The organism is Providencia sp. AGC89 (assembly GCF_053543535.1).
The window spans coordinates 476,904-490,983 of the sequence record NZ_JBIXLP010000060.1 but is presented as its reverse complement, the minus strand read 5'-3'; the positions used below and the strand labels follow the sequence as shown (position 1 = coordinate 490,983).

13 protein-coding genes are annotated in these 14,080 nt (G+C 40.6%); 12 read left to right on the top strand and 1 reads right to left on the bottom strand.

Annotated features, from left to right (window positions below; genetic code table 11):
* The first annotated feature begins 57 nt into the window (after positions 1–57).
* From accD to ACIPUA_RS10625, 7 genes are all read left to right on the top strand, one after another.
* Positions 58–1,038: an acetyl-CoA carboxylase, carboxyltransferase subunit beta gene (gene accD, locus ACIPUA_RS10655; protein WP_042844483.1), complete on the top strand. Its 981-nt coding sequence runs from the start codon at positions 58–60 to the stop codon at positions 1,036–1,038.
* Positions 1,028–2,317: a bifunctional tetrahydrofolate synthase/dihydrofolate synthase gene (folC, locus tag ACIPUA_RS10650; protein WP_449059650.1), complete on the top strand. Its 1,290-nt coding sequence runs from the start codon at positions 1,028–1,030 to the stop codon at positions 2,315–2,317. The genes accD and folC overlap by 11 nt, the downstream gene beginning before the upstream one ends.
* A gap of 5 nt (positions 2,318–2,322) precedes the next feature.
* Positions 2,323–2,973, top strand: a complete 651-nt coding sequence (gene dedD, locus ACIPUA_RS10645; RefSeq protein ID WP_042844480.1) for a cell division protein DedD — start codon at positions 2,323–2,325, stop codon at positions 2,971–2,973.
* Between the two features lie 180 nt (positions 2,974–3,153).
* Positions 3,154–3,657 carry a colicin V production protein gene (gene cvpA / locus ACIPUA_RS10640; RefSeq protein ID WP_449059649.1) on the top strand — a complete coding sequence of 168 codons (504 nt, stop codon included), beginning with the start codon at positions 3,154–3,156 and terminating at the stop codon, positions 3,655–3,657.
* Between the two features lie 14 nt (positions 3,658–3,671).
* Complete coding sequence (gene purF / locus ACIPUA_RS10635; RefSeq protein WP_042844478.1) at positions 3,672–5,189, top strand: amidophosphoribosyltransferase; 1,518 nt, start codon at positions 3,672–3,674, stop codon at positions 5,187–5,189.
* A 643-nt stretch (positions 5,190–5,832) separates the two neighbouring features.
* Positions 5,833–6,657, top strand: coding sequence for a YwqG family protein (locus ACIPUA_RS10630; protein ID WP_048607526.1), 825 nt, complete (start codon positions 5,833–5,835; stop codon positions 6,655–6,657).
* Positions 6,658–6,811: 154 nt separating this feature from the next.
* Entirely contained in the window at positions 6,812–7,384 is a 573-nt protein-coding gene (locus ACIPUA_RS10625; RefSeq protein ID WP_042844474.1) for a UbiX family flavin prenyltransferase, read from the top strand.
* A gap of 137 nt (positions 7,385–7,521) precedes the next feature.
* Here ACIPUA_RS10625 and ACIPUA_RS10620 read toward each other — a convergent pair whose 3' ends face one another.
* The gene (locus ACIPUA_RS10620; RefSeq protein ID WP_048607523.1) at positions 7,522–8,430 is read right to left on the bottom strand and encodes a TIGR01777 family oxidoreductase; all 909 of its coding nucleotides are present in this window, start codon (positions 8,428–8,430) and stop codon (positions 7,522–7,524) included.
* 322 nt (positions 8,431–8,752) lie between these two features.
* Here ACIPUA_RS10620 and yfcD point away from each other — a divergent pair, with 322 nt between their 5' ends.
* The 5 genes from yfcD to ACIPUA_RS10595 all read left to right on the top strand — a co-directional run bounded on the left by yfcD (position 8,753) and on the right by ACIPUA_RS10595 (position 14,030).
* Positions 8,753–9,298: an NUDIX hydrolase YfcD gene (gene yfcD / locus ACIPUA_RS10615; protein ID WP_042844471.1), complete on the top strand. Its 546-nt coding sequence runs from the start codon at positions 8,753–8,755 to the stop codon at positions 9,296–9,298.
* 237 nt (positions 9,299–9,535) lie between these two features.
* Entirely contained in the window at positions 9,536–10,771 is a 1,236-nt protein-coding gene (locus tag ACIPUA_RS10610; RefSeq protein ID WP_042844467.1) for a M24 family metallopeptidase, read from the top strand.
* Positions 10,772–10,790: 19 nt separating this feature from the next.
* Positions 10,791–10,988, top strand: coding sequence for a DUF3311 domain-containing protein (locus ACIPUA_RS10605; protein ID WP_048607520.1), 198 nt, complete (start codon positions 10,791–10,793; stop codon positions 10,986–10,988).
* Positions 10,985–12,430 (top strand): sodium:solute symporter family protein, encoded by a 1,446-nt coding sequence (locus tag ACIPUA_RS10600; protein WP_449059648.1) that lies wholly within the window; start codon positions 10,985–10,987, stop codon positions 12,428–12,430. Before ACIPUA_RS10605 ends, ACIPUA_RS10600 begins: the two co-directional genes overlap by 4 nt.
* A gap of 241 nt (positions 12,431–12,671) precedes the next feature.
* The gene (locus ACIPUA_RS10595) at positions 12,672–14,030 is read left to right on the top strand and encodes a hypothetical protein (protein WP_071548190.1); all 1,359 of its coding nucleotides are present in this window, start codon (positions 12,672–12,674) and stop codon (positions 14,028–14,030) included.
* Positions 14,031–14,080: the final 50 nt, after the last annotated feature.

The window sequence follows — 14,080 nt, the reverse complement described above, 5'->3', positions numbered from 1 at the left end:
ATGGCAAAAAATACCTACTGGTGATAACCAGAGTGAATCAGACAAAAAGGTCCATTAATGAGCTGGATTGAAAAAATATTAAAGAAAGGTAACTTGACCCAATCACACAAAGCCAATATCCCAGAAGGGGTTTGGACGAAATGCGATAGCTGTGGGCAGGTGTTATACGGTGCTGAATTAGAGCGTAACTTATCAGTGTGTCCTAAATGTGACCACCATATGCGTATTCATGCACGCCAACGTTTAGAAACCTTCCTTGATGAAGACTCAACGTCCGAATTAGGTAGTGAACTTGAGCCAAAAGACCTCCTCAAGTTTAAAGACTCAAAAAAATATAAAGACCGACTTTCAGCCGCACAGAAAGAAACGGGCGAAAAAGATGCCATTATTGTCATGAAAGGGACCCTAAAAGGGATGCCGGTTGTCGCTGCGGCATTTGAATTCGCCTTTATGGGTGGTTCAATGGCATCGGTTGTTGGTGCTCGTTTTGTCCGCGCAGTGGAACAGGCTTTGGAAGATAACTGTCCATTGGTGTGTTTTTCATCAAGTGGTGGCGCTCGTATGCAAGAAGCGTTGTTATCATTGATGCAAATGGCAAAAACCAGTGCAGCGTTGGCAAAAATGCAAGAACGCGGCTTACCGTATATTTCAGTACTAACTGACCCAACTATGGGTGGCGTTTCTGCTAGTCTTGCAATGTTAGGGGATATTAATGTTGCTGAGCCTAAAGCCCTGATTGGTTTTGCCGGCCCGCGTGTTATTGAACAAACGGTACGTGAAAAACTGCCACAAGGTTTTCAACGCAGTGAGTTTTTACTCGAAAAAGGCGCTATCGATATGATAGTCCGCCGCCCTGAAATGCGTGACCGCTTGGCTGAAGTCTTGGCAATGTTAACGAATAAGCCTAGTTTTACTGAGGCGCCAATTATTGTTGCAGAAAATGTAGAAGTTGACATTGATATTACTGATGAGACTGATGGCTTTGAGGTAGACGTACAAGAAAAGGAACCTGCAAAGCATAAAAAAGATGATGAGTAATTTAATCATTCCTAATGCCAAGTCTCCATTGGAGACTTGGCTTTCTTACCTCACCGACTTACATAGCCAAAATATTGATATGGGGTTGGAACGAGTCGGTCAAGTCGCTAAGCAAATGAACCTCACACAGCCTGCACCTCGAGTTATCACTGTCACTGGAACTAACGGTAAAGGGACAACGTGCCATACGTTAGAGTCTATTCTGATGGCATCAGGGCTCAAGGTTGGGGTCTATAGCTCACCACATCTTGTTCGTTATACAGAGCGTGTGCGTATTCAAGGCCAAGAACTTGCAGAGTCAGAGTTTTGCGCAGCGTTTGCGACCATTGAATCACAACGTGAAAACATTTCGCTTACCTACTTTGAATACGGTACCTTGGCTGCATTACAGTTATTTAAGCAAGCTGAACTGGATGTGGTTATTTTAGAAGTGGGGCTAGGCGGCCGCTTGGATGCAACAAATGTTGTGGATGCCGATATTGCAGCGATCACCAGTATTGCGTTAGATCATACAGACTGGCTTGGCGCTGATAGAGAACATATTGGCTATGAAAAAGCGGGTATTTTCCGTTCTGGTCACTATGGTGTAGTCGGTGAACCTGATATGCCTGCGTCTATTGCTCAAGTGGCGGATAAACTAGGTACGGTGCTTTTTCGTCGTGGTGCGGATTGGCAATATAGTGAACAAGCGGGAAGTTGGTCATGGAAAAGTGCTCAACATGAGTGGCATAATTTACCATTACCGAATGTCCCATTAGCGAATGCAGCAACCGCGCTTGGTGTTATTAGCTGCTTATTATTGATTGATGTTGATATCGCCCAAAAAGTTACAGAAAGCGCAATTCATCAAGGGTTAAAATCGGCTCAATTGCCAGGGCGTTTTCAGGTTATCGGTGAAAAACCATTGATGATTTTAGACGTGGCACATAACCCGCATGCTGCAGGCTATTTAGTCAGTAAATTAGCCGAACTTCCTGTTATGGAAGGGCGTCATATTCGTGCGGTTGTCGGTATGTTAGGTGACAAAGATATTAAAGGCACTCTTGATTGCCTGTCACAGCAAGTTACTGATTGGTATATTGCGCCATTAACTGAATTTAGAGGGGCTGATGTCGCTACGCTTAGCCAACATTTAGCGCAAGCGAATGAATTTGATTCCGTAGAAAAAGCATGGCAACAAGCTTGTCTCGATGCAAAAGAGCAAGATGTGGTTGTTGTGTGTGGGTCATTTCATACTGTCGCCCATGTTATGATGTTATTAGAAAACCAAAAAGGATAGTGCCGGTGGCTAGTAAATTTCAGAATCGTCTTGCTGGCGCCATTGTTCTTGTTGCTGTAGGGGTTATCGTTCTCCCTGCACTGCTTGATGGCGATAAGAAATATAATGAAAATGAATTTGCGGCCATTCCTATTATCCCTAAACCGGGTGATGAAGAAGATATTGAAGCGATAGCGCCTATCGCCAGTACGACATCAACAGCTTCTTCTGAAGGGGCTTCTGAAGCGATGCTGTCAGAAGCGATAACACAGCAGCAAAATGAACAAGTTGAAGCGGCAACATCGGCTGAAAATAATCCACCTGCTGTTGTTGAGCCAGTAAAACCAATCAAGCCAGAAGTTAAACCAGAGCCTAAGCCACAACCGAAAGTTGAACCAAAACCGGAGCCTAAACCCGAAGTGAAACCAGCTCCGCAAGGTAAAGCGTTTGTTGTGCAAGTTATTGCCTTAAACAATGCAGCTAAGGTAGAAGAAATTGTGGCAAAACTCAGGTTGTCTGGTTACCAAGTGTATACGGTTCCCGCTAAGCCAGTGAATAATAAACTCACACGTATTTACGTGGGGCCAGAAGCCTCTAGGCAAAGGCTAGAGGCCGCGTTACCAGAGCTAAATTCGATTACAGGGACTAAAGGGATAATTCAAACCTATAAACCTTAAAATTAAAGATCCAATAATCCCTAAAAGGTAAGGGGATTTAGTAACTTACTGCGGCGATTATGATTTTTTCTTTTCGCCGCTATTTTTTTAAATTTGATAGAAAAATGGTTACGCAAACGTTTTCGTTTTCTGTTAGAATGCACTTCGCTGATGTCGTGAGTGCGAATTTTGGAATGGAATATGGTCTGGATAGATTACGCAATTATCGCCATTATTGGCTTCTCGGCACTGGTTAGCTTGATCCGTGGTTTTGTACGTGAGGCATTATCACTAGTGACGTGGGTTTGTGCTTTTTTTGTTGCAAGTACCTTTTATCCTTATTTAGCCAGCTACTTTACGCGCTTTGAGGATATACTTGTTAGAAATGGCATTGCTATCGCTGCATTATTTATTGCCACCCTTATTGTGGGGGCAGTAGTGAACTATGTGATTAGCTCATTAGTACAAAAAACGGGGTTATCAGGCACAGATCGGGTTCTGGGGATCTGCTTCGGTGCGCTGCGTGGTGTGTTAATTGTTTCGGCCTTATTGTTTTTTCTCGATACATTTACACCACTTCCTCAAAGTGAGGATTGGCAGCGTTCGGAACTTATTCCGCAGTTCAGTCATATCATCAGGTGGTTTTTTGACTACCTGCAAAATGCGTCAAGTTTCCTACCGGAGAATATTTCTCCGTCTGGCTGATGAGGAAAGACTAAATGTGCGGTATTGTCGGTATCGCCGGTGTAACACCGGTAAACCAATCGATTTATGATGCTTTAACGGTGTTACAACACCGTGGGCAAGATGCAGCAGGTATTGCCACTATTGATGGCAAAAATAATATTCGTTTACGCAAAGCGAATGGTCTGGTTAAGGATGTGTTTGAAACACGTCACATGCTCAGGTTACAAGGCTGTATGGGGTTAGGGCATGTTCGTTACCCAACTGCAGGGAGTTCAAGTGCTTCTGAAGCTCAACCTTTCTACGTAAACTCACCTTTTGGTATCACCCTTGCTCATAATGGTAATCTGACAAATGCTCATGAACTCACTCGGAGTTTATTTGAAACAGCACGCCGCCATGTCAATACCACATCGGATTCTGAAATATTACTCAACGTATTAGCTTATGAGCTAGATAGGTTTGACCATTTCCCTCTTGAGCCAGATAACGTGTTTAGTGCTGTCTCAGCGATGCACAAAAAACTACGCGGCGCCTATGCTTGTGTGGCACTTATTATTGGCCATGGGATGTTAGCATTCCGTGACCCTCATGGTATTCGTCCCCTAGTATTAGGGCGTCGGGTCACAGAGAAGGGTGAGCACGAATATATGGTGGCTTCTGAAAGTGTCGCACTTGATACACTAGGTTTTGAGTTTTTACGGGATGTCGCCCCCGGTGAAGCGGTCTATGTCACTGAGAAAGGCCAATTATTTACCCGTCAATGCGCAGAAAACCCACAATTGACGCCATGTATTTTTGAATACGTTTATTTTGCTCGCCAAGATTCCTTTATTGATAAAGTCTCGGTCTACAATGCAAGGTTGCGCATGGGGCAAAAACTTGGCGCTAAAATTGCCCGTGAATGGGAAGATTTACACATCGATGTTGTGATCCCTATTCCTGAGACTTCGTGTGATATTGCTCTGGAAATAGCACATATCCTTGATAAACCGTATCGCCAAGGGTTTGTAAAAAACCGTTATGTGGGTCGGACGTTTATCATGCCTGGTCAACAAGAGCGTCGTAAATCGGTGCGCCGTAAATTGAATGCAAACCGAGCAGAGTTCCGTGACAAAAATGTCTTATTGATTGATGACTCAATAGTGCGTGGCACCACATCTGAGCAAATCGTTGAACTCGCGCGTGAAGCGGGAGCAAAAAATGTTTACTTTGCTTCAGCGGCACCGGAAGTGCGTTTTCCGAATGTCTATGGCATTGATATGCCAAATGCTAATGAGCTAATTGCTCATGGTAGGGAAGTGGATGAAATTCGTAAATTAATTGGTGCAGATGGGTTAATTTTCCAAGATTTAGCTGATTTGGTGGATGCGGTTCGTGAGGAAAATCCAGAAATTAATGAGTTCGAATGTTCTGTGTTTGATGGTATTTACGTCACCAAGGATATCGACCAAAGTTATTTAGATTATCTGGAAAACTTACGTAAAGATGACGAGCTAAAATTGAAAGATAAGAGTGAGGTTGAAGACCTCGAAATTTATAACGAAGGCTAAATTTTCGTCATAGTTTCGGTTACAGCGTTGTTGGCTTCATTCAGCTACCCAAGTCACATACTTTTGTATGCTCCTTGGGATAGCTTCATTTGCCGCCTAGCTGTAACCGAAACTATTTAGAAAATTAATCGTGATTCTATTTTTATCATTATTTAATTTTCTAACGTTGTTGACTTCATTCAGTTACCCAAGTTACCTACTTTTGTAGGCTCCTTGGGATAGCTTCATTTGCCGCCTAGCTGTAACCGAAACTATTTAGAAAATTAATCGTGATTCTATTTTTATCATTATTTAATTTTCTAACGTTGTTGACTTCATTCAGTTACCCAAATTACCTACTTTTGTAGGCTCCTTGGGATAGCTTCATTTTCCGCCTAGCTGTAACCGAAACTATTTAGAAAATTAATCGTGATGCTATTTTTATCATTATTTAATTTTCTAACGTTGTTAGCTTCATTCAGTTACCCAAGTTACCTACTTTTGTAGGCTCCTTGGGATAGCTTCATTTGCCGCCTAGCTGTAACCGAAACTATTTAGAAAATTATAACGTTAAATGAAGGCGTAAGTTACAGTTATATCTGATTTAAAATGCGAAAAATTCGAGTAAACTAGAGGGACATTAACTGCCTATCTGGAGCTATATATGGCTGATTTCAACTCCCTTCCTGATGTGATTAAACCTTTCGTAGATAAAATCAAAGCCACTAAAAAATCCCTTGTTGAAATGACCTTAACCCCCGTTGAAGAATATGTGTGGTGGGAAAGCCGTGTGGGCGGAATGCCTTATTTGCCGCTTGGTGAAAAATACCCAACAAATAGTGAAGGGACACCACTAAAACTGCTTGCGCAAATTAACTTTGCACAAATGCCTAAGTTAGAAAATTACCCAGAAAAAGGGCTGTTACAGTTTTTTATTGGTGGAGATGATTTGTATGGGGCTGATTTTGAAGATAAGCAAAAACAAGAGGATTTTAGAGTTATCTATTGGGAAAATATTATTGAAGATATTAGCCAGTTAACACAAGATTTTTCCTCAGTAATTGCCGCACATACTGATGACTATTACACGCCCATCGACCATCAATATAGTATTGAATACACACCTGCAGAACAATACATTAGTATCGATGATTTCCAGTTCGGGCAGAAAATCCTTGGGGTTGATAACCTCTATGATTATGAAGAACAGTTTGAAGGTGAAGACTTCTATGATGAATGGGTTGAACCTTACAGTGATTCATTTGAATCGGGTGCGCACTGTATTGGAGGCTACCCATTTTTTACTCAATCTGATCCAAGAGAATATGAAGAAAATATCCAGCAATACGAACTATTACTGCAAATAAATACGGATTATGAAATCGGTATTATGTGGGGAGATATGGGCGTCGGTAATTTCTTTATTCACCCAGATGATTTGAAAAAAAGAGATTTTAGTCGAGTAGTGTATAACTGGGACTGTGGCTGATCACCAAAATCCTTAATATCCTATAGGCTTTTGTCGTGTTGGCAGCGCTTTTCTAACCAAGTTGTATATTCTTGGGATGCCTTCATTTGCCGCCAAGCGACAACTGGAAGCCTTTGGTATATAATCGCAAAAAAATCGCGAATTGGGCTGCTAAATGAAAAAACTGATCATCGGGTTAACTGGGGCAAGTGGTGCTATTTATGGCATTAGGCTGCTTGAAGTATTAAAACCTGTCAAAGGGATAGAAACCCATTTGGTGATGAGTGCAGCCGCACGGCAAACATTGGCGTTAGAAACCAAGTTTAGCGTAAAAGAAGTACAACAATTAGCTGACCATTATTATGATAGCCGTGATATTGCAGCGGCAATTTCATCAGGTTCTTTTCGTACTGAAGGGATGGTCATAATGCCTTGCACAATGAAAACCCTTTCTGGGATTGTGCACAGCTATACTGATACTTTGGTGACCCGAGCTGCGGATGTTGTACTCAAAGAAGGGAAAAAACTCGTCCTAGGGGTACGGGAAACGCCATTACATGTCGGCCACCTGCGTTTAATGGTGCAAGCGGCTGAAATGGGAGCCGTGATCATGCCCCCCATGCCTGCATTTTACCATCAGCCTGAAACTATTTTAGATATTGTTGACCAAACCGTTAACCGCGTTATCGACCAGTTTGATATTACCCTTGAACACGATTTATTTCATCGTTGGCAAGGGGCTAAATAATTTAGTACGGTAGTTACGCTTGGTTATTAAGTATTCTTGAGCCAAACATAACACTAGGGTCAGTATTAAGGTTAAAATTTCCCATCGAAATAGGTAAAAACCATTTCGTCTAGAGATATGAGTAGCGTTAAGAAGGGTTACCTTTCTTTGGAAACCAATAAGTCTTCTAATGCAATTTTTAATTCGATAAATTCGAACTGAAACCCCGCTTCTTCTAAACGTTTAGGTATGGCTTGCTGCCCACCTAATACTAAAGCCGCGGATTCGCCTAAAATAGTTTTGATCACAAAAGCAGGCGTGCGGACAAAAGAAGGGCGGTTAAGTACATCCCCTAAAACAGCAGTGAATTGGTCATTATGCACAGGATAAGGTGCAGTCATATTGAAAGGGCCTGAAAGTGTTGGAGTAGTCAGCAAAAAGTAAATTGCATTGACCATATCGTTGATATGTATCCATGGCATGTATTGTTTGCCGTGACCGATTGGGCCACCAGCCCCCATTTTGAAAATGGGCAGAATTTTACCTAGAACCCCACCATTGGGGGATAATACGAGGCCTGTACGTAATAAACACACGCGTGTTTTGTCGGACGCGGCATTTTCAGCAAGGGCTTCCCAATGTTGCGCGAGTTGATGGGTAAATTCGTCGTGGGGTTGTTCATCTTCTGTGACGACAGATTGGCCTTGATCGCCATAGTAACCCACGGCTGAGCCCGATAAAAAGACGCAAGGCGGTGTTTCACTAGCAGCAATCAGTTCAGCGAGTCGCTGGGTGATTTTCCAACGGCTATCACAAAGGCGTTTTTTCTGCTCATCAGTCCAGCGTTTTTCAGCAATAGGTTCGCCAGCTAAGTTAATGACGGCATCAAAGTCATTGAGATGATTGACGTCATTTAACGTTGTCCAACATTCAACAGCCTTACAAAAATGGCTATACACTTTTTGTGGCGAACGGCTCAATACTGTGACCTGATGACCAAGGGAAATGAGTTTTTGAACAAGAGGCGTACCAATGAGCCCCGTACCACCAGTGATGAGTATATTCATTTTTTGCACCCCTTAAAGCCTCGCCAATGATGAATGTTTACATTATCAATTTTATCGCTGTAATTCAGTGATTGTATGGTTTTTATTTTCTAACTATAGCATTTATAAACTAAGTTTGTGTATTCCGGCGACACGAATGTAAAAATATTGTTACCAATACACATCTTCTCGTCCGATGATCTTTTTTGTGATAGCAACTCAATGCAAATTCAGCTAGGATCGAAAACCGAATGTTAGTTAAAGCATATCTTGTATTGCCTTTTATTGCGGCAATCAATCTATGGCATAAGCTGTTTCAGGCAATTTTGAAAAGGTTTACAGGATGGAACAACAAACCGAAGTCGTTGAGTGGGTAGATATTGTTGATGAAGATAATATCGTGATTGCTCAGGCAACCCGTAGCCAAATGCGAGCTGAGAACTTACGCCACCGTGCAACTTACATTGTGGTGCATGATGGCATGGGGAAAATATTGGTGCAACGACGTACTGAAATTAAAGATTTTCACCCTGGTTTTTTAGATGCAACGGCGGGTGGCGTTGTTACACAAGGTGAGAATATTCTTGATTCTGCTAAACGTGAAGCCGAAGAAGAGCTGGGTATAGCAGGCGTGCCTTTTGCCGAGCATGGCCATTTTTATTTTGAAGATGAGCACTGCCGTGTATGGGGTGGGTTATTCAGTTGTGTGAGCCATGGCCCTTTTGCATTGCAAGAATCAGAAGTGGCTGAAGTGAGTTGGTTAACGGCTAAAGAAATCAGTGCCCGTTGTGATGAATTTACCCCTGATTCTTTAAAAGCACTTTCTTTATGGTTAACTCGTAATAACGAGTCTGAAAAAGCCATTACTTGTGCTGAAAACTCTCAATAAATAAGTTTTAAATTTTAAAAGGGCTATTTTATTTAGCTCTTTTAATTATTTCTATCATATTCAAATCGTTAGCAAGGTATATTTCTGACTAGTATATAATTATTAGTTATATAAAACTTGCACGTTACACGATGTATTCATTTCAACTCTAGATATAATATGATTGAGCTTCGCATTTATCGCTTGCGATATTATGTAATTGCTTGATGTATAAAATAACGCTTCGAGAGAATAAAAATGACAATTCATAAAGCAGACCTCCTTTTGAAACACCAACACCTTGAGAATGTAACAAACAAAGCACGTGAAATTATGGAGCGTGAAGGTATTGAAGCTTTAATTGCAACGGTAGGGGATAATTTTTATCACTTAACCGGTTTTGCCAGCTTCTTTATGTATACCTTTAGGCAGACTGGCTCTGCAATTGCTGTTATTTTTCGTGACCCTTCAATTGAATCTTTGGTGATCATGAATGAATTTGAAGCCGCAAATTTATCGCTTCAAATGCCAAATGCTAAAATTAAAACATTCCCAATATGGGTCGATGTTGACGATCCTTATAATCCTGATAACGGTAAAGTGGTAAAAGCACGGCCGATAAATAGCCCGATAGAAACCATTTTTACGCTCTTAAAAGAGGCGTTATCTGAAGCTGATGTTTATGGTAAACCGGTTGCGATTGAACTAAACCAAATAACCCATATGGGAAAAACATGGTTAGATAAAGTTATCCCAAGCTTAAACTTAGTAGATTCATCCGCTTTATTTAATGAGTTGCGGATGATTAAAAGTGAGTGGGAAATTGCTCACCTAAGAAAATCTGCACAAATCACAGAGGCGGGGATCGCAGCAGCAAGCCAATTAATTAAAGTGGGATGCACCTCTGCGCAATTGACTGCGGCATTTAAAGCTAAAGTGATGGAATATCCAGAGACTAATTATAGTCGTTTTCACCTTATTTCAGTTGGCAGCGATTTCTCCCCGAAAATGTTACCCGATGACGTGCCAGCCAAAGAGGGTGATCTCATTAAATTTGATTGCGGGGTAGATGTTGCAGGCTATGGTGCTGACATAGCACGCACATTTGTCGTCGGTAAGCCGGATGAAAAAGTGAGCCGTATTTATCAAACTATTTTAAAAGGTCATCAATATATGCTAAGTCGCATAGCACCCGGCGTGGCATTAAGTGACGTTTTTAATGAGACGATGGCACTAATCCGTTCTTCAGGGTTACCGTATTATAACCGTGGGCACCTAGGTCATGGTGATGGGGTATTCGTTGGGTTAGAAGAAGCCCCTTTTGTGAGTGCAGCAACGACAGAAGTCTTTCGTGCTGGCATGGTAATGAGTTTAGAAACACCATATTACGGGATTGGTGTTGGCGGTATTATGATTGAGGATATGCTGCTAATTACTGAAGATGGTGTTGAGATGTTAAGCCATTTGCCTCGCGAATTGGTTTCATTAGGGTAAATGGAATAAGGAATTTTCTATGAAATGGTACCATTATTTAGTGATTTTCCCGATCCTAGCATTAACGGTGGGCATTTATTATGCTAACCAAGTAGAACCTTTTGTGATGGGGCTACCCTTTTTAATGTTTTGGATTGTTGTATGGGTGATTATTACCGCCTTAGTGATGTTACTGATAAATGTATTAGATAATAAAAATACTAAGGAAACATCATGAGCTCTGCGTTAATTATTATTACCATTTTTTTCCTTTTTAGTATCTATCTTGCTATTCGGGCTAAAAAAGGGAAAACGATGGATCACGAAGGTTGGTCTGTCGGTGGGCGTAGTTATGGCGCTCTATTGGTTTTTTTACTGAGTGCAGGGGAAATCTACACAACATTTACTTTCCTTGGTGGGAGTGGTTGGGCATATGGCAAAGGCCCTGCTATTTTATACACATTAGCCGTCAATGCATTTATGGGGATCTTTTTATATTGGGTACACCCGAGAGTTTGGCGTTTTGCAAAAGATAATGATGTTAGGACAATTTCTGAATTATTTGCTAAAAAATACCAAAGTGCAGGCTTAGGGCTACTGATTAGCTTAATTTCTATTGCTGCAATGGTGCCTTTATTCGTTTTACAACTTAAAGGATTAGGCATTATAGTTTCTCAAGCATCTTATGGTGCTATCCCCGCAGATATGGCGATTTGGATTGGTATTATTGCTGTCACCTTATTTGTAATGATTTCAGGTATTCATGGCTCAGCTTGGACATCGGCACTTAAAGATTTAATGATCTTAATTGTGGTTGTGTTTATTGGTATTTATATTCCATTACATTACTACGGTAGTTTTGGTGAGATGTTTAAAGCCATTGATACTGTAATGCCAAGCTTCTTAACTTTCTCAGATACAGGGCTCAATATTCCTTGGTATATTTCGACTGTATTTCTGTCAGTGGTTGCTTATTTTTGCTGGCCTCATTATATGGCGGCGGTATTTACTGCAAAAGATGAAAAATCTCTGAAGCGAAATAGTATTTTAATTCCAGCGTACAGTTTGATTATGTTATTTGCTTTTTTTGTGGGTTACGCATCAATTCTACAAATTCCGCATCTTGAAGGAGCCGCTGTAGATTTATCCCTGTTTGAAATATCGAAAGAAACGTTTTCACCTGTTGTCGTTGGGTTTATTGGCGCAGCAGGGATGTTGACCGCTTTAGTGCCGGGCTCAATGTTGTTACTCACAACGTCTAACATGCTTGCAGGTGTGGTGCAAAAAGCACTAGGGGTGAGTGAGGAAAAACAACAATCAGGGATGTATGCACGTTTTATGGTGCCACTTGTTGCATTAGTGAGTCTGTATTTTATATTCCACAGTAATGACACGCTGGTCGCAATCATGCTATTAGGGGTTAATATTGTGGCACAGTTCTTCCCTGCGCTGCTGATGAGCTTTAAACAACATAATCCAATGACCCCTGCGGGTGCAATTTGTGGGATTATGGCAGGGGTATTATTCCTTGCAGTGACGTATATTGAAAAAATTTCGTTAGCTCAATTGTTCCCATGGTTAGGGGAAGGCTTAAGCTATATGAATATTGGTATTGCTGCATTTATTCTGAATATTATTATTGCGTGTGCTGTGTCGGTATTTACGCGTAAAAAATTATAATTATTTTCATTGCTACAATTAAATGCCAGTTAAATAATTAACTGGCATTTAACATCTAAATTATTAATTGAGTTTTAATTTAAGTTTGGCATCAGTTTTAAACCTATTTTAAATAATGGTGCGATATTAAATTTGATGGTTTTATTTTGTTGTATAAACAAGGCTTAGCTTTATTATTAATTATGTCATCTGACAGTTTCTTATTTCCTTAATAGTAAACATTAATATAGAAGATATAATTATGCCAAATAATAAATCAGTTGAGTTATTAAAGAATCAGAAAGGAAAAGATAAGTGCCCACCTAATAAGCTAGCTTTATACACTAATATTAATTATAACAATTCAGAACTTGGCGATATTCTTCTTATCTCTCCCAACATTCAACTTGATCAACAAGAGTTAGCATCGTATGGGTTTGATGTTGGTCATCATGATGGGGTTTCTTGTGTTGTTAATAATATGGGTCAGTCAGCCACTCTCGTTGCTGGGCTTAATCTTGATGGGGAAATACTCAAAGTCCTTGCGATGACATCAATCCCTTCTCTTGTTGATTACGGTTGGAATGATGCGACCCGCTCAGTGGTTTCTGCTCCCGTTGAACTAGTGGAGCTTGTGATATCATCTCAAAATCCAGCTGAATTAAAATTAGGCCAACAAGAGCACTTTGAATTTAAAATAGAAAATAAAAGCGGTGTCGATGTCCCTGATGTAACGTTGGATATTACGTCTAAGAATAGTGGTGTAGTTGAAATTATTTCCTATCCTAATACGGTTAATCTCCCTGCAGGAGCCATAACGACAGTTGAGGTATTAGTCGATGGAAAGGGGCTGGGTAATACTGAGTTAAGCGTACGAATTAATACGCCAATCGGTTTTATTAATCAAAACAATAATACTTATAGTGTGACAGCAAAAGTGAATGGCGTTGTGAATTTAACACTGATGGTTGATAGGCAAGTTACTTTACTGAGGGGGATCACAAAGCGCATACCATTAAAGATCACTAATAAAAGTGAAATACCAGTTAATGGTGCTGTCATTGAAGCTGAATCAGAGAATGAATTACTTATGATAGTGAGTGACATTGACCCGATAGTCAATATTGATGCAAATGATTCGACAGTGATTGATATCCCACTCAATACAAGTGCATCACGAGTGGGAAGCACAAGGTTAATTTGCAGTATAACGCCTCCTGCCGGCTATGAAAATGAAGGCGACCATAATGTTAGTTCTAATATCATAGTCACTGCAGAAAAAGATTTAGAGGTCTTACAGAAATATCAGGCAAGTTGGGCTGGGGAAGGTGGTTATCTTTATAGTTATATGCTGACATTAATATCAGAAAATACACGGGTCACTTTATGGGAGTTATCCTTCCAATTACCTCCTGGAGCGAAAGTCTCCGAAAATTGGTATGAAAGCCAGAAAAATTGGTTAAATAAGAGGGAGTCTGGTGGGAATGTGATACTGAGTAATACTAGTGGGCATACAATTGACCCTGGTGTTGAACTCCCATTACAAATTCAGTTAGTTTATCCTAACCAAGCTGAAGCCTATGAATATATCTACAGCCTTCATCTTCGACAAATCAGATAAGGTGTTTCTCATTCAGTTGATACATGAGTATTGAGTGAGGGAATTTTCAT